Below are 26,336 nucleotides of genomic sequence, written 5' to 3' on the forward strand. Positions count from 1 at the left end.
CTATCAAAAAATCAAGTCATCTGCTTATTTATAGGTCACAAAAAATTGGGATAAGATGTCAAAAATTAATCATTTTGTTATAGACTCTCTTTACGATATTCGCTCCTTATGACCTAAACAATGAAACATTATTCATTTCTTTTTATCAAGATTCATCATTTCTTAACATTTTTAATGTGATTTTAGTTGAAAGTTGTCGGTGCGTGTCATGCTTTCCCCAAAGATGACGCATAAAATCATCTTCTCGGCTTACACTATGGTTAAAAAATCTGTGAGAGGAGGCTAAAGATGCCAAATACGAATGAGCAAACACGCTTACACTTTTTATCAGGCGGTTTTGAGGAAAAGATTCGGATTATGAAAAAAGCATTTCAACAAAGCGCTGATTTTGAATACCGGGAATTGATGGTGAATGAAACGAAATCAGTGCTGTTTTTTATTAAAACAAGAGTGGATGAAAGTAAATTAAACAACTTCATTATTGGCAACTTGCTTGGCCCTCCTGGAAAGCAGGACTATGCAAAATCTCTTAGTTCACTCGAAACAGGTGACTTGACGCTGATTGTCGACAGCATTATTGCCGGAAGTATTGCCTTCCTTGATGAAAAATCCGCACAGATCAAAATATTTGCTGTTGGACAGCCGCCACTGCGTTCCATTTCTGAACCTTCTTCTGAAAGTATTATTGCAGGCGCACATGATGGGTTTGTTGAGAGTTTAGATACCAATTTATATTTGCTACGTTCACACTTAAATGATCGAAAACTTGCAATCCAGTATCATAAGGTCGGTACAAAATCTGAAACAAAGGTTGCGACGGTTTATATTTCTGATATTGCCAATCAAGAAAAGATAGATGAGGTTAACAAACGAATTTCTTCTATTAAAGTAGACACGCTGCTTAGCCCCGGTTCTATTGTAGAGGCGATTGAGGATGATTCGTATTCCATCTTCCCGCAGCTTATTGACACAGAACGACCTGACAAAGTGAGATCCGCCATTCTTGAAGGAAGAATTGTTGTGCTGATGGATGGCAGTCCAATGGCTATCATTCTGCCTATTACGTTCTTTAGCTTCTTTCAATCACCAGATGACTATAATAGCCGCTGGATTCCGGCTACATTTATTCGTATTCTTCGTTATCTTGCCTGTATCATCGCTGTGATTTTGCCTTCTTTTTATATTGCGGTCATTGGTTTTCATTATGAGGTGGTCCCGGATGAATTAGCGATTACGATGAAAAATTCCATCATCGGCATTCCTTTTCCGCCGTTAATTGAAGCAATGCTGATGGAAATTACGATTGAGCTCATACGAGAAGCAGGGGTGCGACTGCCAAAGCCAATTGGTCAGACGATTGGGATTGTAGGCGGTTTGGTGATTGGAGACGCTGTGGTAAAAGCTGGACTCATTTCGAATGTCCTTGTCATTGTTGTTGCCGTGACAGCTGTTGCATCCTTTGTCCTCCCATCCTTTGAAATGACGTCCACCATTCGTATGCTTCGTTTCCCTCTCATGTTTATGGCATCGATGTTTGGGTTTATTGGCATTTCATTCGGCCTGTCGATCGTATTGATGAATTTATGCCGCCTCGAATCACTAGGTGTCCCGTACTTATCACCAGTGGCTCCATTTAACTGGCAGGACTTAAAAGATACTGTGATCCGATTACCGATGTGGATGTACAAAAAGCGCCCTGTTTACTTAAATCCAAAAAAGAAAGAGCAAATTGAAAATTTGAGAGGATGGAAAAATAAAGATGAAAAATAAAATATCTCCACCTCAAGCTGTCTTTTTTATCATTCAATCTCAAATTGGTGTCGGTATTTTAGCTCTCCCCCATTTGCTGATGAAAGACATGGGACACGATGGGTGGATGGCGATTATCTTAGCCTGTTTTTTCATTCAAATCATTAACACCATTTTTATTTACATCATTCAGAAGTATCCTGATACATCATTTTTCCAAGCCTTAATTGAAGTGTTCGGAAAATGGATCGGCCGGACATTGGTGGCACTTTATACGTTATACTTCGCCTCCGTCTGTATTGTTGTCTTATCCATTTTCACAAGAATTCTTGGCATTTGGGTGCTGCCGCTCACACCAAATTGGGTCATTAATCTATTACTGATGATCTCCATCATTTACATTGCAAAGGAGCAAATTACGGCGATTGTCAGGTTTAACTTCATTTTGACGCCCTTTTTGCTCATGCTGTCTCTCTTAATGCTCTATTCATTAAAAGGAACCAATATCGACTACCTCATGCCCTTTTTCCAAGTGGACGTTTCTCAAGTTTCACTCGGATTAAAGGACGTCGTTCTATCTATGAATGGGTTCGAGATGATCCTCATTATCTCTCCATTGATGAAAGGAACCATTAAGGAACGATATAAAGTCATGACCATTGCCAATATATGCACGACGCTTTACTACCTATTTATTACATTGATTTGTTTTATGTTCTTCAGTCCGATTGAGCTTAAAATCATTCCCAACCCTGTTCTGTATCTGTTAAAAACCATTTCGTTCGGTGTGATTGAGCGGACGGATTTAATTTTTCTTAGTTTCTGGGTATTTGTCATTTTAGCTACTCTCAGTAATTACCTTTACTTTTGCGCTAATGGCGTGGCAAGTATTCTTAAGAAAAAAGAACACAAAAAATATGTGTTATATTTTGCCATTTTGATTTATGCGGCTAGCTGTTACCTTGCAACCGATAATTTTAGAATTCAGCGTTTTAATGATTTTACCACCATCGCTCAATATTCATTTATTTACACACTCCCAATCTTTATGGCCATTATCATCTTTATCAAACATCGCAAAGGGAAGGTGAAATCACATGCGTCATAAGTACATACTGACGTTGCTCATGTGTGTTTCTCTCATATTCATGCCTGGCTGCTGGGATCAAAATTTATTAAAGAACATCTCTCTTGTGTTAACCTCCGCTGTTGATCAGGGAGAGGATGAAAATGCAAGATACTCGATTACTTATCGAAAGGTGCAGCAGTCTCAAAGTATGGAACAAGGAAATACAGGTAGCTTTTTAACCACTCTTCTCACAACTGAAGCCCCTACTTTAAGAAAAGCGAGAACCAACTTCAGCCGGATAGTGGATCAAAAAATAGACATGTCGAAAATGCGGGTGATGCTGATCGGTGATGAATTTGCCCAAAATCGTCTTCTGCCCTACTTAGATATGTTTTATCGTGATCCAAAAAGTCCCCTCCTCGCAAATCTTGCCGTTGTTCAAGGGGGGACCTGTGAAGAAGTGATTAACTCGCTGCTGAAGGAAAAACTCATCGTGAGTGACTATTTAAATAACTTGATCACAACCGCATCACGCTCCTCCCAAGTAGCACCTAAAAACATTCAAAGTATTCGATCTAAAATGCTTCAAACTGGAGAGGACTTCACACTACCGTTAATCTATTTTGATCAATCGAAGAAATTAATTAGTGTAAAAGGGGTTGCTCTATTTGATAATGAGAAGAAGAAAGGCGAGTTGTACGGTCAAGACGCGATCTTGCTCACCGTCATGGACGGAAAAATGGGCAAGTATGCCAACTTCACAAAAAAAGTGAGAAGCGACATGAATTCAAAAGAAAACAATTACATCACCATCCAAGTCACTGATGTGAAGAGAGACATCGAGATTCTGAATCCTGATCATCGAAACTTAACATACTCACTCAAATTTGAATTTAATACTTCTGTCCTTGAGTACCCAAAAGATAATCTAGATACAGACAAAAAAATTGAAATGCTCAATAAAAGACTTTCAACCATCTTGACAAAAGAAGCAGAAAAAATTGTTGCTACATTACAAGAAGCAAATTCTGACGTCTTAAGCCTCGGCAGAAAATACCGGGTCAGACATTATGATGAGTATATGAAAATGAATTGGGTCACCGATTATCCAAAAGTGAAAATCATTCCAAAAATCAAAGTAAACATTACACAAACAGGCATTATTAGTTAAGAAAAGGAAGACGTCCTCTTTCTTTTCTTTTTTTATTTTTTTAAGATTGTCTTTTCAATGCTTTCGTGATAATCTATCTGTGTAAACGGTTACACATCAAAGAAGGGAGGCACTCCATTGGCTACAATTAAAGATGTTGCAAAAGCTGCTCAAGTGTCTGTTGCAACTGTTTCACGCGTGCTCAATGATACTGGATACGTCCATATTGATACGAAAACCCGTGTGACACAAGCGATGCAGGAGCTGAACTACTTCCCCAATGAAGTGGCACGATCCCTTTTTAAAAGAGAATCAAGATTAGTTGGTCTCATCTTACCTGATATCACAAACCCCTTCTTCCCTCAGCTGGCTAGAGGTGTTGAGGATGAGATTCATGCACACGGCTTTCGGTTATTATTCGGAAACAGTGATGAAGATCGGGAGAAGGAAATGGCCTATTTACAAACCTTTAAGCAAAACCAGGTGGTCGGTGTCATCGCTGTCACAAACGAACCTGAATCAGATTTGTACAATGATGATGAACTGCCTGTTGTCTTCTTAGATCGTACCGTTCCAAATGCGCCTTCTGTGTTTGCAGATGCTACGGCAGGCGGGAAAATGGCTGCAATGGAATTAATCAAACGCGGCAGTCAGCAGATCACATTGCTAAAAGGGCCCGCTCATCTTCAAACGGCGCGGCAAAGATTCAAAGGCGCACTTGATGTTCTGACTGAAGAAGGTGCTAACTTTCATGTGATGTCTAACGCTTCTTTTTCTTTTCAGGAAGCACGAAAAAGCGCCAAGGCTCTTTTCAAGCTGTACCCTGAAACAGATGGCATCATTGCCAGCAATGACATCGTCGCAGCAGCCGTCGTACACGAAGCGCTTCGTATTGGAAAAGCCATTCCAGAAGACGTCCAAATCATTGGATTTGATGATATTCCGCAAAGCGAACTGCTCTTCCCTTCTTTATCAACGATCCGGCAGCCTGCCTATGATATGGGGAAAGAAGCCGCAAAGCTGATCATTAAAGCCATTCAAAAACAGCCAATAGATCAAGCAGTTATTCAAATGCCCGTCTCTTTTATTGAACGAGAGACCACAAGAAAGGTGGATTCACAATGAGTCAAATAGTTGTCGTAGGAAGTTGTTCCATGGATCTAGTTGTCACATCGAATAAGCGTCCAAATGCAGGAGAAACCGTTCTAGGCGAATCATTTAAAACGGTTCCTGGAGGAAAAGGAGCCAATCAAGCAGTGGCCAGCGCAAGGCTCGGTGCAGATGTATATATGATTGGCCGGGTTGGGGATGACGCGTATGGTCAGGACATTATGCGCAATTTTCAAACACAAGGTGTTCGCACCACCTATATGAAACCGGTTACCGAAATGGAAAGCGGAACAGCTCATATCATTTTAGCTGAAGGAGATAACAGCATTGTTGTCGTCAAAGGAGCAAACAATGAGGTAACACCTCACTATGTAAAAGATGCTCTTTCTTCTATTGAAGATATCGGAATCGTCCTTATCCAGCAGGAAATTCCTGAAGAAACAGTCGAAGCCGTCTGCGCCATTTGCAGCGAAAAAGGGATTCCAGTCATCTTAAATCCCGCACCAGCTCGCAAAGTCTCTCAGCAAATATTAGATCAAGCTGCCTATATCACGCCAAACGAACACGAAGCAGCTCTTATGTTTGATGGACTCACCATAGCAGAAGCTTTGCGACAATATCCAAACAAATTACTCATTACAGAAGGAAAAAATGGTGTTCGTTACTTTGATGGATCAAAAGAAGTGTTGGTGCCGGGCTATCCTGTGAAAGCCGTTGACACAACAGGGGCTGGCGATACTTTTAACGGCGCTCTAGCTGTAGCACTAACAGAAGGAAAATCGCTATACGACGCACTTGCCTTTGCCAACTTAGCTGCATCTATCTCAGTCACAAAATTTGGTGCCCAAGGCGGCATGCCAGCAAGAGAAGAATTGGAGAATAAGAAATGAAGAAAAATGGTATTTTAAATAGTCATATCGCCAAGGTGCTTGCTGACCTCGGTCATACAGATACAATTGTCATCGCAGACTGTGGCCTGCCCATTCCAGAAGGCCCGGTCAAGATCGACCTTGCATTATCCATCGGCACACCATCCTTTCAGGAGGTTACTTCCCTCCTTCTTGAGGAAATGGCCGTTGAACACATCACAATCGCCAGTGAAATCAAAGAAGCCAATGAGAGAGATCATTTATTTCTAAAGAAAGCGTTCTCACATCCGTTAGATGAAGTCGATCACGAGACGTTCAAAGACATGACCAAACAGGCAAAAGCAGTGATTCGAACGGGTGAAGCCACCCCATACGCAAACTGTATTCTTCATGCCGGTGTCATCTTTTAAAAGGAGGAGCCACTTATGAACATTGAAATGCATAACATCCATAAGGCCTTTGGAAAAAACACCGTTCTCGCCGGGGTCTCCTTTGACCTCGTCACAGGTGAAGTCCATGCACTAATGGGTGAAAACGGGGCAGGAAAATCAACGTTAATGAATCTGCTGACAGGACTCTATTCGCTGGATCAAGGAACGATTCAAATCGACGGAAAAGAAAACGCTTTCAAGAATCCGAAAGAAGCCGAGCAGAACGGGATTGCCTTCATTCATCAGGAGCTGAATATATGGCCTGATATGACGGTACTAGAGAATTTATTTATCGGGAAAGAAATCTATACAAAACTTGGTCTCCTAGACACCAAGAAAATGAAAACCCTCGCCCAAGCGCAGCTCGACCGATTGTCTGTCAACCTCTCGCTCGATCAAGAGGCAGGAAGCTGTTCTGTCGGACAAAAGCAGATGATTGAGATTGCGAAAGCGTTAATGACCGATGCGAAGGTCATCATTATGGATGAACCAACGGCCGCTCTCACAGACCGTGAGATTGAAAAGCTATTTCAGGTCATTGAATCACTCAAAAAAGAAGGCGTTTCCATCGTCTACATTTCTCACCGGATGGAAGAAATCTTTGCCATCTGTGACCGGATTACCATCATGCGTGACGGAAAAACGGTCGATACGAAAGCGATACCAGACACGAATTTCCATGAAGTCGTCAAAAAAATGGTCGGCCGCGAATTAACCGATCGTTACCCTGAGCGCACACCTTCTACTGGTGATATCGCACTAGAGGTGAAGCAAGCAACAAGGAAAGGCCGCTTTCAAGATGTCAGTTTTTCCGTCAAAGCTGGGGAAATTGTCGGTGTTGCAGGCTTAATGGGCGCTGGCCGGACGGAAATGATGCGGTCGCTCTTTGGACTCGATCCCCTGGATCAAGGAGAAATTTGGGTTCATGGGAAAAAGGCTGTCATTAAAAAACCAAGTGATGCGGTCAAGCTTGGCATCGGTTTTATCACAGAGGATCGCAAAGATGAAGGACTGATGCTGGATGCATCCATTCGGGAAAACATCGGGTTACCTAACTTAGACAGCTTCTCTCCAAAGGGGCTGATTGATAAGAAAAACGAACAGGATTTTGTTGACCTGCTCATCAAACGACTCACGATCAAAACCGCTTCATCTGAAATTTCTGCACGCAGCCTGTCCGGTGGAAATCAGCAAAAAGTCGTCATCGCCAAATGGATCGGCATTCAGCCGAAGGTACTGATTTTAGATGAACCGACAAGAGGTGTCGACGTCGGGGCGAAACGAGAAATTTATCAGCTTATGAACGAGCTGACGGATCGAGGCGTTGCGATTTTGATGGTCTCCTCTGAACTCCCAGAAGTTCTTGGGATGAGCGATCGAGTGCTTGTCATCCATGAAGGAACCATCAGCGGCGAATTAAGTAAAACAGAAGCTACACAAGAACGAATTATGACATTAGCTACAGGAGGGAAGTAACATGAAACCACTTACTTCAAATGGACGATTTGACAACATCATGCAAAAGCTTGGGCCATTCTTAGGACTCATCATCCTTGTTGCCATTGTTTCTATTTTAAATCCGGCCTTTTTAGAACCATTAAACATTTTAAACTTACTCAGACAAATCTCCATTAACGCCCTCATTGCCTTTGGCATGACGTTTGTTATTTTAACCGGAGGAATTGATTTGTCTGTCGGTGCCATTCTAGCGCTGTCTAGTGCTCTGACTGCCGGCTTTATTGTATCTGGTTTGGACCCGATTCTTGCCATCATTGTTGGATGTATCATCGGTGCCATCCTTGGAATGATCAACGGTCTTTTAATCACAAAAGGAAAAATGGCTCCTTTTATCGCAACACTTGCGACGATGACGATTTTCAGAGGATTGACGCTTGTTTATACAGACGGAAATCCAATTACAGGGCTTGGCTCTAACTATGCATTTCAGCTATTTGGCCGTGGATATTTCTTAGGCATTCCTGTTCCAGCGATCACCATGCTTCTCACCTTTATCGTACTTTGGGTCTTGCTTCATAAAACACCTTTTGGCAGAAGAACGTATGCCATTGGCGGAAATGAAAAAGCAGCCCTCATCTCAGGCATTAAAGTACCACGCGTCAAAATCATGATTTACTCATTAGCGGGCTTTATGTCTGCTTTAGCAGGTGCGATCTTAACATCTCGTCTCAACTCAGCCCAGCCAACAGCTGGTACGTCGTATGAACTTGATGCAATTGCTGCCGTTGTACTTGGCGGGACAAGCCTATCCGGTGGAAGAGGGCGAATTGTCGGCACACTGATCGGGGTACTCATTATTGGGGTCTTGAACAATGGTATGAACTTACTTGGTGTTTCATCATTTTATCAATCTGTTGTGAAAGGGATTGTCATCTTAATTGCAGTCCTATTAGACAGAAAGAAATCTGCTTAAGGAGGCAGCTGCTATGAAAAAATATGTAATCCTGATCATGACCCTCTCATTATTCATGCTTTCTGCCTGCTCGCTTGAACCGCCAGAGTGGGCCAAATCAACAAAGGATGGCAAGAAAAAAGACATTAAAATCGGACTGTCGATCTCGACTTTAAATAACCCATTCTTCGTTTCTCTTAAAAACGGCGTGACAAAAGAAGCGAAAAAGCTTGGCATCGAAGTTGTCATTGCCGATGCACAAAATGATTCAGCGAAACAAACGAGTGATGTAGAAGATTTAATTCAACAAGGGGTTGATGCATTACTCATTAACCCAGCCGATTCCTCTGCCATATCAACGGCTGTCGAATCTGCGAATGCTTCAGACATACCGGTCATCACATTAGACCGCTCCGCAGAAAGCGGAAAGGTTGAAGCGCTCGTTGCTTCCGATAACATCAAAGGCGGCGAAATGGCCGCTAACTTTATCATCGACAAGGTTGGTAAAGGCGCAAAAGTGGCTGAACTAGAAGGTGTACCAGGTGCTTCTGCGACACGTGAACGAGGAAAAGGTTTCCATCAAATTGCAGACAAAAAGTTAGATGTCACAGCAAAACAAGCCGCTGACTTCGACCGGACAAAAGGGCTCAACGTGATGGAAAACCTTCTTCAAGGAAACCCTGACATCAAAGCCGTTTTTGCCCACAATGATGAAATGGCGCTTGGCGCACTAGAGGCCATCCAAAGCTCTGGAAAAGACATTCTTGTCGTCGGTTTCGACGGTAACGAAGATGCACTCAACTCGATCAAAGCAGGAAAACTATCTGCAACAGTCGCGCAGCAGCCAGAGCTGATCGGTCAACTGGCAGTCGGCGCTGCTGACGATGTATTAAAAGGCAAAAAGGTAGAAAAAAATATCGCCGCACCATTGAAACTAGAACAAAAGAAATAAACACTAAACCCCCGATAGCCTCGGGGGTTTTAGATGTTATTCCGGTCTCTTCAGTACAAATGGCGTGCCTAAATGGGCATAATCATTACCTGCTAGGCGCGCGACTGGCTTTAATTCATTCGTAAAAATATATCCTTTTTCCGCATCATAGACAGACTCATCTAAATGCGCACACACCACCCGGCCAATGATATGATCGACTGTGACCTCCCCTTCATCATTTTGAAAGGTCAGATGTCTTTCCAGCTGACATTCAAAGCGAATGCGTGCTTCCTTGATTCCTGGCACTGACACCACGCTGCTCTTCACTTGATGAAGACCGGTACGAGTCAGCTCACTCTCTTCCTCTGGCAAAGTAGCAGCTGTTTCATTAATATCTTCAATCATCGCTTCATCACTCACATGGACAACAAATTCTTCCCTGTCGATGATATGTTTTGCTGTATCTTTCATCTCTCCTTGACGACGTCCAATAGAAACAGCGATCAGCGGAGGATGACCGCTGATGACATTAAAGAAACTAAATGGTGCAGCATTGACGATTTCTTCTTTAGAAAGGCTTGTAATAAATGCAATGGGTCTTGGAACGACGGAACCAGATAATACTTTATATGCTTCTTTTCGTGACAACTGATCCATTTGTAATGTAATCACTTCAGACATGCCTCCTCTTGTATGTAACGACATCATACCATACCCCGTTCTCTCTTCCCTTATTCCGGCTCAGCACGATGGAGAATATGATGGACAAGATGAAACAATGCCGGATTATGATTTTCTCGTCTATAAGAAATGGTCCATTCCGCGAGTAGCTGCTCACCTTCAATTGACCGATACACCACATCTAAATTAAATAAACGCCGGGCCGATGTTGGAATGATAGCAATTCCGATTCCCGCTGTGACAAGACCAATGACCATTTGATATTCTGCTGCTTCCTGCACGATATTGGGTGAAAATCCGTACTTTTCACAAAGTAGGACAAAATGCTGATAAAGGGACGGCCATGATTCCTTTGATAAAGAAATAATCGGCTCATCACGAATATCTTCAATCGTGACCGCTTCTTTTTCCGCCAGCGGATGGTTTTTCGGAATCGCAAAAATACATTCACTTTGCTTCATTAAACGACTGACCAATTCTTCTTGCGGTGATGTAGGATGCAAAAAACCAATATCAATCTCACCATTCAAAAGCGCCTCAAGTTGCTGCGGGACAGAGAGCTGTTGCAGCTCAATACTGACAGAGGGGTACAGCTCTCTGAATTCACGGACAACTGGCGGCAGAATATCATATGTCGCTGTACCAACGAAACCGATGATAATCTTCCCAAGCTCCCCTCTTGCCGTATGCCGGGCATGATCAACGGCTTTATCAAGCTGATGCAGCACCCCCCGGACCTCATGTAAAAAAACCTTTCCAGCAGCTGTTAACTCCACCACCCGTTTAGACCGGTGAAACAAAGGAAATCCCAATTCTTCCTCAAACTGCTTAATTTGCTGACTAAGTGGAGGCTGTGTCATGTTCAATCGTGCGGCCGCTCTGCCGAAATGCAGCTCCTCCGCGACTGTGACAAAATACTGCAAATGTCTCAGTTCCATCCTTTCACTCCTCAAACACTTATTCGTGAAACATATTAAAACTACGTTAAACATATATTGGAAAATTTATTTTGTGAAATGTATAGTAAATCATATCATGAAAATATATTTTCATAAAAAATTTTACTTGCCGAAAGGAGTGCGGGGTAAATGAATTCTCAAACACAACCCCTAACAAAACGAGGAGCAGAGTTGATTGTCGATACGCTCATTGCCCAAGGTGTGACCCATGTTTTTGCGATTCCAGGTGCAAAAATTGATGCAGTATTTGATGTATTAAAAGACAGAGGTCCAGAGCTTGTGCTATGCAGACACGAACAAAATGCGGCATTCATGGCAGCAGCTGTCGGTCGTTTAACTGGCAAACCAGGCGTTTGTCTCGTCACATCAGGTCCTGGCGCATCCAATTTAGCGACAGGTCTATTAACAGCCAATACAGAAGGTGACCCTGTTGTTGCAATCGCTGGAAACGTCATCCGTGCAGATCGGCTCAAACGAACACATCAATCACTCGACAATGCGGCATTATTCAAACCAGTGACAAAATATAGCGTTGAAGTACAAGACGTAAACAATATACCAGAAGCATTAACAAATGCTTTTCGCGCGGCACAAAGAGGTCAAGCTGGAGCAGCATTTATCAGCTTTCCACAAGATGTCGTGACCGAACACACCACACAAACACCAGTGTCTGCTCACCCTTCTCCAGAACTAGGTCCTGCACCGGATGCTCTCATCAGTTCGGCCATCGCCAAAATTCAAAATGCGCACTTACCTGTTGCAATTGTGGGAATGAAAGCTAGCCGTCCAGCTGCGGCAAATGCGACAAGAACATTATTAAAAACACTTGGTATCCCATTTGTCGAAACGTACCAAGGAGCCGGCGTTCTCTCAAGAGAGCTTGAGCCTCAATATGTGGGCAGAATCGGCTTATTCCGTAATCAGCCAGGGGACCTTCTCATTGAGAAAGCGGATGTGATTTTAACTATTGGCTTTGATCCAATCGAATACGATCCGAAGCATTGGAATTTGAAACCGCAGCAGCGTCACATCATCCATGTGGATGACATGCAGGCAGATATTGACCATTTCTATGAACCGACGCTTGAGCTTGTGGGCAATATATCTGAAACGGTGCAACATCTAGCCCACGACAGCGTTCCACTTTCATTATGCAAAAAGAACGTAGATCTCGTCACAGAATTACAAGAGCTGTTAAGTGATATCGAAAAAGCACCAGAAAGAGAAAGTCATTTATCACACCCGCTGGATGTCATTCATACGTTGAGACGTATCATCCCAGATGACACGAAAGTGACATGTGATATCGGATCTCACGCCATTTGGATGTCTCGCCACTTCCGTGTTTATGAACCGAACACGTTCCTAGTGAGTAACGGAATGCAAACACTTGGCGTGGCTTTACCATGGGCAATTGCAGCCTCCATATTGAATCCAGATGAAAAGATCATTTCAGTCTCAGGTGATGGCGGTTTTCTCTTCTCCGCCATGGAATTAGAAACAGCCGTGCGCATGAAAACAAATCTCGTTCATCTCGTTTGGAACGACAGCACATACGATATGGTGGCATTCCAGCAGGAAATGAAGTATGACCGTACGTCTTGTGTTGAGTTCGGTCAGATCGACTTAGTGAAATATGCAGAAAGCTTTGGAGCAACTGGATTACGTGTCAACTCACCTGAAGAGCTTTCAACTGTCCTTCAAAAGGGTATAAACATAGAAGGACCCGTTATTATTGATATTCCGATAGACTATCAAGACAACCCAGACCTCGCCAGTCAAAAATGGCCAGAAGTCTTTCGTGAAAAACACACAACGAACGTCAGATAAGACTTCGATACATTACTTTAAAGGAGTGAGCGGATATGGGTATGATGCACCCAATGAATCAACAAAACAACACAATACCGCAGGACAAAAAGCAAGAGGTCTATCAAGTATCAACCATGACCTCCTTGCTGGAAGCCGTATACGATGGAGATTTCTCCCTATCACATATTCCCGAGCACGGTGATTTTGGCATTGGCACATTCAATCAATTAGATGGGGAACTAATCGGCTTTGATGGCGCTTTTTATCGACTGCGCTCTGATGGAACAGCCACACCAGTAACCGATCAAGATTATTCACCATTCTGCTCTCTAGCATTCTTTGAAACGGACATCGTTCATCGAATTGATGCACCGATGACGTCCAAAGAGCTAGAGGAAGAAATCGACCGAATCTTACCGAGCAAAAATGTCTTTTATGCGATCCGCATCGATGGGTCATTCAAAAAGGTTCAAACCCGTACGGTTGAAAAACAGGAAAAACCTTACGTTCCGATGGTAGAAGCAGTTAAGTCACAGCCTATTTTCGATTTCGAAAATATTCGCGGGACAATCGCAGGATTCCGAACACCGCAGTACGCACATGGCATTGCGGTAAGCGGATATCATCTCCACTTTATTGATGATGATCGCAGTGTCGGCGGGCACGTATTTGATTACACTGTGGATCAAGTGACCATCCGAATTTCCCAAAAACGTCACATGAATTTACACCTTCCAAATACGCAGGAGTTCTTCCAAGCAGACATTGATCGTGCTGACCTTGCACAACAAATTGCCAGTGCGGAAAGCAGCCCAGAAAAATAAAATGAACACACCCCGGTGATGCCGGGGTGTTTTTTTATGCAAAAAGATGCTTTATATTCCTTTATTATTTCATTTCGTTATTCAATTAAAAATCAGGCATTCTATTCGTAATAAAATATGATAGAATATCAACAGAAGAAAGGTGGTTATACGGTGGCACATGAATATCGCATTCCAAACTTAACATTAGATGAAAGAGATAAACAAATTCTTTCCTTATTACACGAGGACGGGCGTATGTCCTATACAGATCTAGGGAAACAAGTCGGCCTTTCCCGTGTTGCTGTACAAGCCCGTATTCAGCAGCTCATTGAAGCAGGTGTCATTGAACGATTCACCGCTGTCATTAATCCAGCAAAGATCGGCATTCATGTCTCTGTCTTTTTTAACGTAGAGGTTGAGCCGAAATGTTTAGAAACAGTCGCCCTTCAGCTTGAGCAGGAAACAGCCGTCACAAGCCTTTATCATATGACAGGACCAAGCAAGCTGCATATGCATGGCATTTTTCAAAATGAACAGGAAATGGAGACGTTCCTGACAAAGAAGCTGTACCCGCTTGAAGGCGTCGTCAGTGTTGACTGTCAAATGCTCATTAAACGATACAAAAGCCGAATGGGCATGAAATTGTAGATAGGAGTTGAACCACTTGCAATCATATCTTGAACTCATGATCGCCATGGTGCGAACCGGTATTCTGGGATTTGGCGGAGGACCTTCTGTGATCCCGCTCATTCGCCATGAAGCGGTCGTCAAATACAAATGGATCAATGATGACGAATTTGGAGAAACACTCGCCATCGCCAACGCATTACCTGGACCAATTGCTACGAAAATGTCGGCATACCTCGGCTATCGATTAAAAGGTGTATCTGGCGCCATTGTTGCAACAGCTGCACATATTTTACCGACATGTCTCGCTATGGTGGCACTTGTTACACTTGTCAGCGTCTTAAGCTCTTCAGTCATCATTCAAAATATGATCGGTGCTGTGACACCAGTGATTGCCGTTCTGTTAGGAATGATGGCATATGAATTTGGACAAAAAGCGTTGAAGGGCTTCGGCATGATCTTCGGAATCGCCCTATTCCTTTTGGCATTTGTCGGTCTTCAAGTACTCTCGATTCATCCAGGAATCATTGTCATCATCTTTTTATGTTATGGTGCCTTTCATTTTAGACTGAAAGATCGCTGGAATCGAACAAATAAAGAGAAAGGAGTGTCTTCGTGATGCTGATTCTCTTTTTATTCTGGGCATTCTTCTTATCCAATCTGTTAGGGTATGGTGGAGGACCTGCCTCCATTCCACTCAATTATGAAGAAATCGTCAATCATTTTCATTGGATGACAAACGAAGGGTTCTCCAATATGCTCGCATTAGCCAACGCACTTCCAGGTCCAATCGCTACGAAAATTGCGGCTTATGTAGGCTATGATGTCATGGGATGGCCAGGCTTTATCGTTGCACTGCTTGCGACGGTCCTGCCGTCTGCTATTGGATTGATTTTATTGCTAAAACTCATTGATCGTTTTCGCCAATCTTCTGTCGTCAAAGGCATGACTCTATCTGTACAGCCTGTCATTGCGATGATGATGCTTTTATTAACATGGGAAATTGGCGGAGATGCCGTGAAAGCCATTGGCTGGACGCAATCACTTGCCATTGCCGCCATTTCATTTTTCTTTATGACCAAATTCAAATTGCACCCTGCTTTTCTAATAGTGGCTGCATTTTTATATGGCGGATTCATTCTTCCGCATTAACGCAAAAACCGATAACACGTGAAGTTATCGGTTTTTCTCATTACATATAAATAGGAGAAACAGGCCTGCGCCCAATAGAATGATACTCGACACCAGCTGCTTCTGCCGCTTCAAGCGTATGACAATTCCGACCATCAAAAATGATCGGCTGCCTCATGAAATCTTTATAAGCTGAAAGTGGAAAGGACTGAATATCCGCCCACTCTGTTAGTATACAGACAGCATCAGCATCCTTTATCGCCTCTTCAATCGTTTTAGCAAAAAAGACTTGATCAGGCAGTTCTTGAGCCGCATTGCGAGCGGCAGCAGGATCATAGGCCACGATCTCCGCTCCTAATTGATGGAGCTGATGAGCGATTGGGATCGACGGCGCCTCTCTCATGTCATCAGTATTCGGCTTAAATGAAAGGCCAAGAAGGGCCATTCTCTTCCCTTTCAAGTTTTCTCCCATCCGCTCCTTCACACTTCGAATATAAGTTGCCCGCTGCTCATTGTTGACTTTGATGACAGCCTTCAATAGCTCAAAATCATGGAACACATGCCCTGCAATTTGAACAAGGGCATTTGTATCCTTCGGAAAACAGGAACCTCCGTAACCAATGCCTGCCCTAAGAAACGAAGCACCAATCCGCTGATCGAGTCCCATCCCCTCTGCAACTCTCTCAACATCAGCTCCCGTTTTTCCACAAATCGAAGCAATTTCATTCATAAAGCTGATTTTTGTGGCAAGAAATGCATTTGATGCGTATTTGATCATCTCTGCGCTTTTCCGATCTGTTCTCACGAATGGAATGTGGAAATCCGCATACATAGACTCTAGCTGATCTAATCCGTTCTTTGTTTCGGCTCCAATCACCAGCCGATCCGCTCGCAGCGTATCTGAGATAGCAGACCCTTCTCGTAAAAATTCTGGATTAGATGCGATAGATAATGGCTCCTTACGACCTAACACGTGATGAATCAAATGATCAATTTGATCGCCCGTTCCGACAGGCACTGTACTTTTCACGACAAGCACTGCGCCTGGCTTTGCTTGTAAGCCCATCTCCTTTGCCGCTTGAAAGACATACTGCAAATCAGCTTGACCGTCTGCCTGTTGCGGGGTACCGACAGCAATCATTAACACGTCAGCCTGCGAATAGGCTGACGCTCCATCAATATGAAAACGAATGCGTCCTTGCTCCATATTCCGTTTGAGCAGTTCTTTTAATCCCGGCTCGTACATCGGAGGATTCCCTTGCTTCAGCTGCATGACCTTCCGCCGGTCAATATCCATACATGTCACGTCGTGACCCGCCTCTGCTAAACACACACCTGTGACAAGCCCTACATACCCACAGCCTGCAATCGCAACCTTCATGTCACATCAGCTCCCCATACTCCTTATGCTTGTAATGTCATCGTATGCCGGGGATTTTCGTTCCATTCATAAAAGCATACAAAAACCCCCTGCTGAGAGAGCAGGGGGCTACTTTTATGAAACAAGGCCATTTCGAATATGAGCAATCAAATTTTCAAGCATTTCTTTTGTTGTGACATCATTTGAATTTTCACCAATATCATGAGCGTACATCAAAATCTTTAAAAACTCTTCTTGATTTAAACCCTTATTATCCATGTCTGTATCCTTTCGATTCCACTAATTTCATTATTATATGCTGTATGGTTGGTTTATGCAATACTCTAATACATCATTCGACAGCTTTTGAAATTTATGACCATTTTCATGAAAAACTTTTTTATAAATCACCATTGAGCTATAATAAAAGAATTGGAATCTTTTACTTGGTTAGGAGCGGATCAAATGCTTCAGCACAACATCAACGAAGAAGAAATCAAACAAACAGCCGAACAGATCAAAGAACTTCTTCCTGCAACAGATGAAAACAAGCAACTCATCAAAAAAGCATTGATTACTTATAGACAGGACAGCGTATATCGGCTCAAGCAAGAGTCTGATACCGAATGGTCAGCTTATGTACATGATGTCGTGGCAGCAAGAGTCCACCTTCATGTGCTGTTTCCAGTGAGAAGCAGCTGCTCATGTCCAGCTGATGGACTATGTAAACATATCCTCGCTGTCTTCTTTTCGCTATACGCTCAAGTAGAGAGTGTGACCGGCTTTACAGAAAATTGGTCAGAGAAGGATGAATTACAGCGCAGCAAAGAACTCATTCGTCAGCACTTCCAAGTGAAGCGCCCAGATGAACAATCACTTCAGAGCTGGCTGAATTTTTTCCAGGAGGAATTTCACCTCTGGCTGAAACGGACACCGAAGCACCAGCAAACACCACAGCATTTGTATTACGGCTATTTATCGATCCTGAAAAAACACGCACCCACTTCACCTGAATTCAAGAGTTTATATGCGATTCATACGTCCATCGATGTGTGGTTAAGGCTCCATGAGCTAATCGATCTCGGCCGTCTTGATGCCGAAAAAGACTTTTATTCGATGAATCCATATGTAGAACAGCTCATGAACACCATTTTTGATTCAGTGGATCATTTGAGGACATACGCCCTTTCCTTTTCCCTCGATCCGTTTCTTGAAAACACACCAACTGCCGTTCGGACACTTCTTCAAATCAGCGGACCTTTCCAGCATGAACGAGTTGCGGTCTTTATGGAAATGTGGGGAACTATATTAAATAGAGGGAAATGGGTCAAAAAAGAAACAGAACTACTCAAGAGCGCCCAACAGCAGGAGCAAACGGTTGAGCGCACCATTGGGCTGATGCATATGGATTATTTGCTAAAAGAAGACGAAAGACTCTTCCAGCAATTAAAATTGCTCAATGCAGATATGCTGCCAAATGTGCTCAATTGGCTAAAGGATCTCACAAACCGCAAGGACTGGAAGCGTCTCAAACTTTGGTATCAAGAGATCACATATGTATTAGAAGAATATTGCCAGCTTGACCTATCTTATAGAGAACTGCGTGGAGCCGTCAGCGATTTCTTCTTTTATTTAGACGCGTACTTTAAACAGACGAAAGATCATTTCTTGTATGAACGCTATCTCCAAATCTGTATGCCTTATGCCTTTACTGAATATAGTCAGCTCTTATATGCACAAGAACGCTATGCAGAATGGATTGAAATACACAGCCTCGTTGGTTTCTCCATCAGTGAATTGGAGAAAGAACTGATCAAACAGATTGCAAAGGAAGAGCCTGAAGCACTCATTCCTTCGTACCACCGGGAAATCTCACTGCTTCTCGATCAAAAGAATCGAAGTGCTTACCGGGAATCTGTGAAAATGCTCAAAAAACTGCGTACGCTTTATCATAAAACGAAAAAAAACGCGGTGTGGGAAAGATATGTACAGCAGCTGCAAGATTCAACAAAACGGCTGCGTGCGTTCCAAGAGGAAATGAAGAAAGGAAAATTAATTGATGACACGCCATAAACAAATTGTCATTCATGCAGAACAAACCGAAGATTTCTCTTTCACCATTTCAGCGCAAGCAGAGGACGGACAGCCTGTACCGCTAAATGAAATGAAGAGGCAGCTTTTCCAATGGCACGAATCATCTTTTTACGGAACATTCTTAGAAGATGTGAGCTTTATTGGCACACCTGCCTTCCTGTTAAGTCCTTGGATGACCGTTGAATTGCTAGGGAAAAATTCATTCAATACTTTCAGCCATGTGACGTTAACGGATGAAACAGAGCCGCTTATGAAAACAGCCTCAACCATTTACGAATTCATCGAGGATGAAGATTTTGTCCCAGATTTCGAGGCATGGACACAAGGCATGCTTCGCTTTAAAGACAAAGAAGGTCTGTTAGATGGCTACACAGCTGATTGGTTCTCCTTTGCCGTACAGGATTACATTCAGTATGATGATGCCCTGCAGCACAAATGGAACCGAATGACTGCACAATCGCCTGCTCTTTCCTCCTTCCAAGGACATTTTTTAGATGAACAGGATTTCTTGGAAACGATCGGCTGGATTGATGATGAGACGCCTTTCACTGTCGGCTTGCGTTTAAATGAGCCTGATTTCGACGGGGATGATTGGAAAATTGAATTGTTTTTGCGTGATAAGAAAAACAGTGATCTGCATTTCTTTGAAGGCATCCGTTCTTTAAAAAAATCATGGCGTCCGTTTCAAGAAAAAATCACCAGAGAGCTGGAGCGGTTCGGTCAGATTGTCCCTTGGCTCTCATTCACATCTGGTACCACCCTCATGTCAGAAGAAGAAGCGTGGCTCTTCCTATCTGAAGCGAGTGAAACACTTGTGAACATGGGGATTGAGATCCTGCTCCCATCATGGTGGCAGATCGTCAAAGAAAGCACCATGATGCTAAAAGCACGGATTTCCTCCACACCACGAGGCGAATCGCACGTTGGAATGGATGCCCTTATGGACTTTAATTGGCGCTTTGCCACAAACGGTATTGAGTTGACAGAAGATGAGTTCAACGAGCTTGTTCAAAGTAAACGTCGTCTTGTCAACATTCGTGGACAATGGATTAAAATCGATCCGACCTTTATCCAGCAAATGAAGAAATGGATGGAGCGCGCTGAGAACGAAGGACTTCATATGTCGGATATTTTGTCGCGTGAACTCGCAGACCAAGAGGCCTCTTCTGAGTCGATTCCTGAGCTACTAGACAGTTCGGCCTTTGCCCATATTCAATTTGAACTTTCGTCTCAATTACGAGGGCTTGTTCATCAGTTAAATGATACACAAGAGCTGCCATCCTACGAGATGAGTGAGTCCTTTAAGGGCACACTGCGCCCGTATCAGCAGCACGGTGTCAACTGGCTTCTGTTCTTAAGGTCTCATGGATTCGGGGCTTGTTTAGCAGATGATATGGGTCTTGGAAAAACGATTCAAATGATCGCTTATTTCACCTATTTGAAGGAGCATCAACAAGACGCCGCTCCATCTCTCATCATTGCACCGACTTCCGTATTAGGGAACTGGCAAAGAGAGCTTGAAACATTCGCACCACATTTAAATGTCGCTCTGCATTATGGACCGTCACGTCCACAAGGTGAGAACTTTACAAAAGCATACGAGTCAACAGATATCGTCCTCACTTCGTATGGTCTCTCACATTCTGACCGTGATGAATTAACAGCAGCCAAATGGAATACCATTTGCTTAGACGAAGCCCAGAACATTAAAAATGCCCATACGAAACAATCGAGAGCCATTAGGCAATTAAAAGGACAGCACCACATTGCCCTCAGCGGGACACCGATGGAGAACCGTTTGACAGAGCTTTGGTCTATTTTCGACTTCGTGAACAAAGGATATCTCGGCAGCCTGACCAGTTTTCATAAAAAGTTCGTCCTTCCGATTGAAAAAGACCGTGAAGAAAAAAGAATCCAACAGCTGCAGCAGCTGATCAAGCCATTCTTATTAAGACGAACAAAACAAGATGAAGAAGTCGCACTCAATCTGCCAGAGAAACTAGAAGAAAAAGAATTCATCCCGTTATCCGCAGAGCAGGCATCTTTATATGAACAGCTGGTCAAAGATACATTCGAACATATGGCCTCATTAACAGGGATGCAGCGGAAAGCCATCATTTTAAGTATGCTTGGCAGACTCAAACAAATTTGCGATCACCCTGCTCTTTATTTAAAAGAGAGCGGAACAGATGTGAAATTGTTGAAACGTTCATTAAAAATGGATAAATTAGCAGAGCTGTTAAAAGCCATACATGAACAAGGAGAAAGCTGTCTCATTTTTACGCAGTATATTGAAATGGGCAACATGATCAAACAGCTGGCCGAAAAGATGTTTGGAGAACCAGTTCAATTTTTAAATGGGAGCTTATCAAAACATGATCGGGACAAAATGGTGGAACGCTTCCAGAAAAAAGAGTTCAACATCTTAATTCTTTCTTTAAAAGCAGGAGGAACCGGACTAAACTTAACCGCCGCCAATCATGTCATTCACTACGATAGATGGTGGAATCCTGCTGTAGAAAACCAAGCAACAGACCGTGCTTACCGCATCGGGCAAAAGCGGTTTGTTCACGTCCATAAGATGATCACAACCGGCACGATAGAGGAAAAAATTGATCAAATGCTAGAAACAAAACAAACGTTAAATGATCAAATTATCCAAAGTGAAAGCTGGATTACAGAGCTGTCAACGAACGAACTAGAAGATTTATTCACGTTAAGTGCAGCCGCTCAATCATCGTAATGACAGCAAAAAGAGGACTTTTCTCAGGGCGTGATGAAAAGTCCTCTTTTTTTAATCTCATCTAAAGGAATGCTTAAATTTGCAGCTTTTTCAATGCAGATTTCACATTCATATACGTGTTCAACTCACGGAAGTCCTCTCTCATTTCTCCCATTTTCATCGCAAGATTTGGTTTAATACCTGTCACGATAAGTTCAGTGCCAGTCATTAAAATCAAATCATTTAGCTTAAAGATCGCATCCGCCACAAATGAATCCACCTCTAATAAACCAGACAGATCCACAATGAAGTAATCGTCTTTGGATTGAGAGATATAAGTGGAAACCGTTGAGATGATTTTATCAAATCTTGGCGCTGTTAACGTACCTATGATGGGCAGGACAGAAATACCATCCTTCACCGGAACAATCGGGACAGAAATATTCAATACTTCATCAATGGATTGCTCAAGAAGCTCTTGCTGTTCCTTCTCTTTCGTAACATCCTTTTGCAGACCAACGAAATAAAGGCGTTTCCCTTCATTTTCATCAATCCATAGAGGCGCCACACTTAACTCGTTCCAAAACATTTGACCAGATTTTTTATAGTTTTTCAACTGAACAGTGACAGCCTCTTTGTTTTCAATGGCTGTCCTAATTTGTTTGAGAGCAATCTGTTCAGTTTCATCTCCTTGAAGGAAACGACAGTTCTTTCCTAATACTTCGGTTTCTTGATAGCCTGTCATATCTAAAAAGCCCTTGTTCACATATATTAAAGGATTATCAGGTAAAGACGGGTCCGTCACCGTCAGGCCAACCTGAGTATAGTCTAAGGCTTCCTTGATTAAATGCAGATTGTCGGACTTATAAGATTCCAGCGCCATTCGTTTACTCTCCTTAACTTCCTTACAAGCGGGTTATATTCATAATTAAATTATATGATGTTCCATAGCAGGTGTAAATAGAAGTAGTTCTGAATTCCTCTTTTGTAGAATGCGCTTCACCCTATGTCATTTATACAAATACATACGATTCAATTATTTCAAAAGATGTTGAATCATATGTGCCACACCATGTTCATCATTTGTTAACGTGACGTGATCAGCTAATTCTTTTATATCCTTTCTCGCATTCCCCATTGCAATTCCAACCCCAGCTGCCCGAATCATCGATTCATCATTTAAACTGTCTCCTACAGCCGCTGTTCGGCTTAATGGAATACCGAGCTTTTCTGCCAGCCTGGTTAACGCCTGCCCTTTCGACGCTTCCTTTGCTCCAATTTCAAAGTTATGATCAGCCGAACTAACCAATGTTAATTCAGAATCATGTCCAAACGCCTCCCATCCGGCTTTCAATCTGTCTTGAAAAAATGAGAAACCTAAGATGTTATAAAACGAAAGATTCTGATCCTCACGAAACAATTCTTGATATGTATCAATATAAGCAAAACCTGACTGGCTGTATTGAACTTCAGCCGCTTGCTCAAGAACACGCTGATCCGTTTCTGGATTTGCACTCTTTAAGCGGTCCATTTCTATCGCCAGAAGCTCCCTGCCGCGGTTTGGTGTGTAAATGGCTTCATTCGTAAACACTTCATAGTAATAATCACGCTCTTCAAGCCATGATAAGATGTGTTTTGCTTTTTCTTCTTCTAGAACAGCCGAATGATATACTTGACCTTCTGGATCATGAATCACAGCTCCATTTGCACTAATGACCCACGTATTCATCCCAAGCTGATCAAAAATAGATTTCACATCAAAATACGCTCTGCCTGTTGAAACGACAACCTCAATCCCGCTCGCTGCTGCTTCCTTTAACGCCTGCTCGTTTTCCTGACTCACTTTGTGCTCACTGTTCAATAAAGTTCCGTCTAAATCCGTTGCGATTAATTGAATGTTTGTCATCGGTCTCTCCTTTTTTGCCTTCATTTTCAGTTGACCTTCCGTTTATCAAATCCATCATCATTATGAAATGAGTATCCACTATTTGCAAGGGATGATCGGCTTATCAATGAATATAAGAGTACCCGGTCACTCTACATGACCGGATACGCATAAGGGGATTCACAGGGGACACATGACTGATACAAATAAACCTTGGTTCTACTATTACGCAGTGAATATGTGTACAAGGCAAAGTCTATCAGCTATAGCTAGAGGGGGGCCGCGAGATGCTAGACCTTTGCCTTTTGCCTCCTTTCCTTTCAGCTAACCCTAGTCTACTGAGAAATAGCACAAGAGACAAAAAACGAAAATGACAAAATCGTTCTTCAAATTCTTTATTTCCTCAATCATTTTTACTTTTTACCGCTTGCGTATAAAACATCATCTTATTTTGTTTGACGAAATACTTATTTTTCATAAATTGATAAAAAACATCTGAATGAATCCAATTACTAGAAGGCATGTGAATATAGTCAGACCCGTCCCACGCAAACCAATAAAAACAAAGCCTTCCATCATGAATGGACAATTGAAATTCAAAACAGTCCATTTGATCGTCTGTCACGTATTGAAAAGTGAGGGACTCCCCTTCTTCCATATACACATCACAAAATGAGAGAATATCTCCCCATGTATAGACCCTCACATTGCTTTCCTTTTCCTCACCAATATGTATGTTTCGAAGTTGATAGGACTCCATAAAACATCTCCTTTCACTTATATGCAGCTAGTTCTGAGTAGGTAGCGGTTTCATTTATACAGATGTTGTATGCTATAATGATACTTACGAATAATGAACGCTTGTGAGGTGATAAATATGAAAACCTTTAGGCTGATTGATTTAAAAATTGAACTTGATCCAAAGCAAGATAAAATGTCCAGCATTCCCCTTCGTGACGGCTTAATCATTAATAAAGAAGATGGCGAAAACCACTGGATGATCGAGGCACTGATTCCAAAGAAGCATAGACAAGTGTTTGAGGTGCTCTTCCAGCAGCATACAGAAGTAAAGATTCTCGTGACGATTACAAAAGAAAACAACCGCCCTGTTCATCTATCGGTCCAAGTCAAAAACATCGTTGCCTTAGAAGAAAACATATCTGTATTACTCGACGGTAAAATGATCACAAATCGTTACAGAACAGAAACCGAAGAAGTATTAAAAGACCTCGTCAAAGAGGGGCTGTCAGGAGAAAAACTGCTGGATGCTTTTAAACAGAACACATAAAAAAAGAGCGGGATGAGCCGCTCTTAGATGGTTGACAAAGGGCTAAAATGAACTTTATTTTAGCCCTTTGTCTTCCTTTTCAGCGTGATAGAAAACCTTTGAAGTCAAGGAAGGGCGAGCACCGGAGCACAGCCCTGACAAAGAATGCGAGGGTTTGTCTACACGCTGAGAGCGGGATGAGCCGCTCTTTTTCTATTGCACATCTTTCGATTGGCTTTGATTTTTCAATAAATCTCTAATTTCGGTTAACAACACTTCCGTTTGATCTGGCGTTTCAACCACTTCTTCTTCCTCTACCTTTTTCCGTTTTAATTTATTTAAATAACGAATAAAGATAAAAATGGAAAAGGAGATAATCAAGAAGTCGACCACTGTTTGAATGAAACTTCCATACAAAATTTGAGCAGAACCGATTTTAATAGACAATCCACTAAAATCATGCCCCCCCACAATAATACCAACAAGCGGCATAATTAAATCATTCACAAGAGAAGTGACAATTTTGCCAAATGCTCCCCCGATGATGACACCGACAGCCAGGTCAATCACATTCCCCTTGACGGCAAACTCTCTAAATTCTTTCAGCATTGTTTATCACCTTCATCTTTTTTTGTCTAATATGACGTTTTTTTGTCAAAAAAGCAAGTCCTCATCCGCTCTGGCTGAATGTTTCCATATAAAAAACGGTTCATACATGATGAACCGTCAGACACATTACGATACTTTCGGACCGATAGAAAATGTCAGTTCTGCTTCACATGCCACTTCGCCATCTACTGTTGCAACTGCTTTTCCTTTGGCAACTGGACCGCGAAGACGCGTGACTTCAACCTCTAAACGTAGCTGATCGCCGGGCTTGACCTGTCTTTTGAATCGGCAGCTGTCAATCCCTGCAAACAAACCAATTTTCCCTTTGTTCTCTTCTTTACCTAACATGATGACCCCAAAAACTTGAGCGAGCGCTTCTACAATAAGCACACCTGGCATGACGGGGTATCCTGGGAAATGGCCATTAAAAAATTCTTCATTTACTGTGACATTTTTGATTCCAACCGCTCTTTTCTCACCATCAACTTCTAAAATACGGTCAACCAATAAAAATGGATAACGGTGTGGAATAATGTCTTGAATTTGCTGAGCATCAAGCATGTCTTGATCTCTCCTTCTTTTCTATATCGCTAATCTTCATTTGATTCCTATTGAAGTATATTATGAATGCAGTCATTTTTCAATGTCTAGCCAACAATTA

The 26,336-nt window shown here is 42.5% G+C and carries 26 protein-coding genes; 17 read left to right on the plus strand and 9 right to left on the minus strand.

Annotated features, from left to right (window positions below; translation table 11 throughout):
* Positions 1-288 precede the first annotated feature (288 nt).
* From NST15_RS16765 to rbsB, 9 genes are all read left to right on the plus strand, one after another.
* On the plus strand, positions 289-1,770 hold the full coding sequence (locus tag NST15_RS16765; protein WP_113746912.1) for a spore germination protein: 1,482 nt from the start codon (positions 289-291) through the stop codon (positions 1,768-1,770).
* The gene (locus NST15_RS16770) at positions 1,760-2,857 is read left to right on the plus strand and encodes an endospore germination permease (protein WP_342498685.1); all 1,098 of its coding nucleotides are present in this window, start codon (positions 1,760-1,762) and stop codon (positions 2,855-2,857) included. Before NST15_RS16765 ends, NST15_RS16770 begins: the two co-directional genes overlap by 11 nt.
* Positions 2,847-3,989 (plus strand): Ger(x)C family spore germination protein, encoded by a 1,143-nt coding sequence (locus NST15_RS16775; protein WP_058213526.1) that lies wholly within the window; start codon positions 2,847-2,849, stop codon positions 3,987-3,989. The genes NST15_RS16770 and NST15_RS16775 overlap by 11 nt, the downstream gene beginning before the upstream one ends.
* A 117-nt stretch (positions 3,990-4,106) precedes the next feature.
* Positions 4,107-5,093, plus strand: coding sequence for a LacI family DNA-binding transcriptional regulator (locus NST15_RS16780; protein WP_007497527.1), 987 nt, complete (start codon positions 4,107-4,109; stop codon positions 5,091-5,093).
* Positions 5,090-5,968, plus strand: coding sequence for a ribokinase (rbsK, locus tag NST15_RS16785; RefSeq protein WP_342498686.1), 879 nt, complete (start codon positions 5,090-5,092; stop codon positions 5,966-5,968). Before NST15_RS16780 ends, rbsK begins: the two co-directional genes overlap by 4 nt.
* Complete coding sequence (gene rbsD / locus NST15_RS16790) at positions 5,965-6,357, plus strand: D-ribose pyranase (RefSeq protein WP_017360008.1); 393 nt, start codon at positions 5,965-5,967, stop codon at positions 6,355-6,357. The genes rbsK and rbsD overlap by 4 nt, the downstream gene beginning before the upstream one ends.
* Positions 6,358-6,372: 15 nt before the next feature.
* Positions 6,373-7,854, plus strand: coding sequence for a sugar ABC transporter ATP-binding protein (locus tag NST15_RS16795; RefSeq protein ID WP_342498687.1), 1,482 nt, complete (start codon positions 6,373-6,375; stop codon positions 7,852-7,854).
* 1 nt (position 7,855) lies between these two features.
* The gene (gene rbsC / locus NST15_RS16800) at positions 7,856-8,809 is read left to right on the plus strand and encodes a ribose ABC transporter permease RbsC (protein WP_007497532.1); all 954 of its coding nucleotides are present in this window, start codon (positions 7,856-7,858) and stop codon (positions 8,807-8,809) included.
* A 13-nt stretch (positions 8,810-8,822) separates the two neighbouring features.
* The gene (rbsB, locus tag NST15_RS16805; protein WP_268432314.1) at positions 8,823-9,740 is read left to right on the plus strand and encodes a ribose ABC transporter substrate-binding protein RbsB; all 918 of its coding nucleotides are present in this window, start codon (positions 8,823-8,825) and stop codon (positions 9,738-9,740) included.
* A gap of 36 nt (positions 9,741-9,776) precedes the next feature.
* Here rbsB and NST15_RS16810 read toward each other — a convergent pair whose 3' ends face one another.
* Positions 9,777-10,394, minus strand: a complete 618-nt coding sequence (locus NST15_RS16810; RefSeq protein ID WP_173408354.1) for a flavin reductase family protein — start codon at positions 10,392-10,394, stop codon at positions 9,777-9,779.
* Between the two features lie 59 nt (positions 10,395-10,453).
* Positions 10,454-11,341, minus strand: coding sequence for an acetoin biosynthesis transcriptional regulator AlsR (alsR, locus tag NST15_RS16815; protein WP_008343276.1), 888 nt, complete (start codon positions 11,339-11,341; stop codon positions 10,454-10,456).
* A 150-nt stretch (positions 11,342-11,491) separates the two neighbouring features.
* Between alsR and alsS the strand changes: the two genes are divergently transcribed.
* The 5 genes from alsS (at position 11,492) to NST15_RS16840 (ending at position 15,759) form a co-directional block, all read left to right on the plus strand.
* The gene (alsS, locus tag NST15_RS16820) at positions 11,492-13,192 is read left to right on the plus strand and encodes an acetolactate synthase AlsS (protein ID WP_017368183.1); all 1,701 of its coding nucleotides are present in this window, start codon (positions 11,492-11,494) and stop codon (positions 13,190-13,192) included.
* 53 nt (positions 13,193-13,245) lie between these two features.
* A complete protein-coding gene (gene budA, locus NST15_RS16825) occupies positions 13,246-13,998 on the plus strand; it encodes an acetolactate decarboxylase (RefSeq protein ID WP_024718720.1) in 753 nt (250 codons plus the stop codon).
* 153 nt (positions 13,999-14,151) lie between these two features.
* Positions 14,152-14,628: an Lrp/AsnC family transcriptional regulator gene (locus NST15_RS16830; protein ID WP_017360010.1), complete on the plus strand. Its 477-nt coding sequence runs from the start codon at positions 14,152-14,154 to the stop codon at positions 14,626-14,628.
* Positions 14,629-14,665: 37 nt separating this feature from the next.
* Positions 14,666-15,226: a chromate transporter gene (locus NST15_RS16835; protein WP_041091499.1), complete on the plus strand. Its 561-nt coding sequence runs from the start codon at positions 14,666-14,668 to the stop codon at positions 15,224-15,226.
* Positions 15,226-15,759, plus strand: a complete 534-nt coding sequence (locus NST15_RS16840; RefSeq protein WP_007497548.1) for a chromate transporter — start codon at positions 15,226-15,228, stop codon at positions 15,757-15,759. Before NST15_RS16835 ends, NST15_RS16840 begins: the two co-directional genes overlap by 1 nt.
* A 40-nt stretch (positions 15,760-15,799) precedes the next feature.
* Here the strand turns inward: NST15_RS16840 and NST15_RS16845 are convergent, their stop codons facing one another.
* Together NST15_RS16845 and NST15_RS16850 are read right to left on the minus strand one after the other, a co-directional pair.
* Positions 15,800-17,119 carry a UDP-glucose/GDP-mannose dehydrogenase family protein gene (locus NST15_RS16845; protein ID WP_255234111.1) on the minus strand — a complete coding sequence of 440 codons (1,320 nt, stop codon included), beginning with the start codon at positions 17,117-17,119 and terminating at the stop codon, positions 15,800-15,802.
* A 114-nt stretch (positions 17,120-17,233) separates the two neighbouring features.
* Positions 17,234-17,377, minus strand: coding sequence for a hypothetical protein (locus NST15_RS16850; protein WP_003214884.1), 144 nt, complete (start codon positions 17,375-17,377; stop codon positions 17,234-17,236).
* A 186-nt stretch (positions 17,378-17,563) separates the two neighbouring features.
* Between NST15_RS16850 and NST15_RS16855 the strand changes: the two genes are divergently transcribed.
* Together NST15_RS16855 and NST15_RS16860 are read left to right on the plus strand one after the other, a co-directional pair.
* Entirely contained in the window at positions 17,564-19,171 is a 1,608-nt protein-coding gene (locus tag NST15_RS16855) for an SWIM zinc finger family protein (RefSeq protein ID WP_008343292.1), read from the plus strand.
* Positions 19,158-21,935: a DEAD/DEAH box helicase gene (locus tag NST15_RS16860; protein ID WP_008343293.1), complete on the plus strand. Its 2,778-nt coding sequence runs from the start codon at positions 19,158-19,160 to the stop codon at positions 21,933-21,935. Before NST15_RS16855 ends, NST15_RS16860 begins: the two co-directional genes overlap by 14 nt.
* A gap of 73 nt (positions 21,936-22,008) precedes the next feature.
* Here NST15_RS16860 and NST15_RS16865 read toward each other — a convergent pair whose 3' ends face one another.
* The 3 genes from NST15_RS16865 to NST15_RS16875 all read right to left on the minus strand — a co-directional run bounded on the left by NST15_RS16865 (position 22,009) and on the right by NST15_RS16875 (position 24,559).
* Complete coding sequence (locus tag NST15_RS16865) at positions 22,009-22,797, minus strand: STAS domain-containing protein (RefSeq protein WP_019743575.1); 789 nt, start codon at positions 22,795-22,797, stop codon at positions 22,009-22,011.
* Between the two features lie 153 nt (positions 22,798-22,950).
* Entirely contained in the window at positions 22,951-23,811 is an 861-nt protein-coding gene (locus NST15_RS16870; RefSeq protein WP_029575441.1) for a Cof-type HAD-IIB family hydrolase, read from the minus strand.
* A gap of 391 nt (positions 23,812-24,202) precedes the next feature.
* Positions 24,203-24,559 carry a hypothetical protein gene (locus tag NST15_RS16875; protein WP_008343305.1) on the minus strand — a complete coding sequence of 119 codons (357 nt, stop codon included), beginning with the start codon at positions 24,557-24,559 and terminating at the stop codon, positions 24,203-24,205.
* A gap of 117 nt (positions 24,560-24,676) precedes the next feature.
* Here NST15_RS16875 and NST15_RS16880 point away from each other — a divergent pair, with 117 nt between their 5' ends.
* Positions 24,677-25,087: a YwpF-like family protein gene (locus NST15_RS16880; protein WP_003215215.1), complete on the plus strand. Its 411-nt coding sequence runs from the start codon at positions 24,677-24,679 to the stop codon at positions 25,085-25,087.
* A gap of 192 nt (positions 25,088-25,279) precedes the next feature.
* Here NST15_RS16880 and mscL read toward each other — a convergent pair whose 3' ends face one another.
* Together mscL and fabZ are read right to left on the minus strand one after the other, a co-directional pair.
* Positions 25,280-25,675, minus strand: a complete 396-nt coding sequence (mscL, locus tag NST15_RS16885; protein WP_007497563.1) for a large conductance mechanosensitive channel protein MscL — start codon at positions 25,673-25,675, stop codon at positions 25,280-25,282.
* Positions 25,676-25,801: 126 nt separating this feature from the next.
* Positions 25,802-26,236 (minus strand): 3-hydroxyacyl-ACP dehydratase FabZ, encoded by a 435-nt coding sequence (gene fabZ / locus NST15_RS16890; protein ID WP_007497564.1) that lies wholly within the window; start codon positions 26,234-26,236, stop codon positions 25,802-25,804.
* Positions 26,237-26,336 lie beyond the last annotated feature (100 nt).

Source organism: Bacillus sp. FSL R5-0820 (assembly GCF_038593385.1).
Taxonomy (GTDB): Bacteria; Bacillota; Bacilli; order Bacillales; family Bacillaceae; genus Bacillus; species Bacillus altitudinis.

What these genes read in the sequence shown, in the direction of transcription:
- NST15_RS16765 (WP_113746912.1), top strand. Translation starts at nt 289, where the DNA reads ATGCCAAATACGAATGAGCAAACACGCTTACACTTTTTATCAGGCGGT.
- NST15_RS16770 (WP_342498685.1), top strand. Translation starts at nt 1,760, where the DNA reads ATGAAAAATAAAATATCTCCACCTCAAGCTGTCTTTTTTATCATTCAA.
- NST15_RS16775 (WP_058213526.1), top strand. Translation starts at nt 2,847, where the DNA reads ATGCGTCATAAGTACATACTGACGTTGCTCATGTGTGTTTCTCTCATA.
- rbsK (WP_342498686.1), top strand. Translation starts at nt 5,090, where the DNA reads ATGAGTCAAATAGTTGTCGTAGGAAGTTGTTCCATGGATCTAGTTGTC.
- rbsD (WP_017360008.1), top strand. Translation starts at nt 5,965, where the DNA reads ATGAAGAAAAATGGTATTTTAAATAGTCATATCGCCAAGGTGCTTGCT.
- NST15_RS16795 (WP_342498687.1), top strand. Translation starts at nt 6,373, where the DNA reads ATGAACATTGAAATGCATAACATCCATAAGGCCTTTGGAAAAAACACC.
- rbsC (WP_007497532.1), top strand. Translation starts at nt 7,856, where the DNA reads ATGAAACCACTTACTTCAAATGGACGATTTGACAACATCATGCAAAAG.
- rbsB (WP_268432314.1), top strand. Translation starts at nt 8,823, where the DNA reads ATGAAAAAATATGTAATCCTGATCATGACCCTCTCATTATTCATGCTT.
- alsR (WP_008343276.1), bottom strand. Translation starts at nt 11,341, where the DNA reads ATGGAACTGAGACATTTGCAGTATTTTGTCACAGTCGCGGAGGAGCTG.
- alsS (WP_017368183.1), top strand. Translation starts at nt 11,492, where the DNA reads ATGAATTCTCAAACACAACCCCTAACAAAACGAGGAGCAGAGTTGATT.
- budA (WP_024718720.1), top strand. Translation starts at nt 13,246, where the DNA reads ATGAATCAACAAAACAACACAATACCGCAGGACAAAAAGCAAGAGGTC.
- NST15_RS16835 (WP_041091499.1), top strand. Translation starts at nt 14,666, where the DNA reads ATGATCGCCATGGTGCGAACCGGTATTCTGGGATTTGGCGGAGGACCT.
- NST15_RS16840 (WP_007497548.1), top strand. Translation starts at nt 15,226, where the DNA reads ATGCTGATTCTCTTTTTATTCTGGGCATTCTTCTTATCCAATCTGTTA.
- NST15_RS16845 (WP_255234111.1), bottom strand. Translation starts at nt 17,119, where the DNA reads ATGAAGGTTGCGATTGCAGGCTGTGGGTATGTAGGGCTTGTCACAGGT.
- NST15_RS16850 (WP_003214884.1), bottom strand. Translation starts at nt 17,377, where the DNA reads ATGGATAATAAGGGTTTAAATCAAGAAGAGTTTTTAAAGATTTTGATG.
- NST15_RS16855 (WP_008343292.1), top strand. Translation starts at nt 17,564, where the DNA reads ATGCTTCAGCACAACATCAACGAAGAAGAAATCAAACAAACAGCCGAA.
- NST15_RS16860 (WP_008343293.1), top strand. Translation starts at nt 19,158, where the DNA reads ATGACACGCCATAAACAAATTGTCATTCATGCAGAACAAACCGAAGAT.
- NST15_RS16865 (WP_019743575.1), bottom strand. Translation starts at nt 22,797, where the DNA reads ATGGCGCTGGAATCTTATAAGTCCGACAATCTGCATTTAATCAAGGAA.
- NST15_RS16875 (WP_008343305.1), bottom strand. Translation starts at nt 24,559, where the DNA reads ATGGAGTCCTATCAACTTCGAAACATACATATTGGTGAGGAAAAGGAA.
- NST15_RS16880 (WP_003215215.1), top strand. Translation starts at nt 24,677, where the DNA reads ATGAAAACCTTTAGGCTGATTGATTTAAAAATTGAACTTGATCCAAAG.
- mscL (WP_007497563.1), bottom strand. Translation starts at nt 25,675, where the DNA reads ATGCTGAAAGAATTTAGAGAGTTTGCCGTCAAGGGGAATGTGATTGAC.
- fabZ (WP_007497564.1), bottom strand. Translation starts at nt 26,236, where the DNA reads ATGCTTGATGCTCAGCAAATTCAAGACATTATTCCACACCGTTATCCA.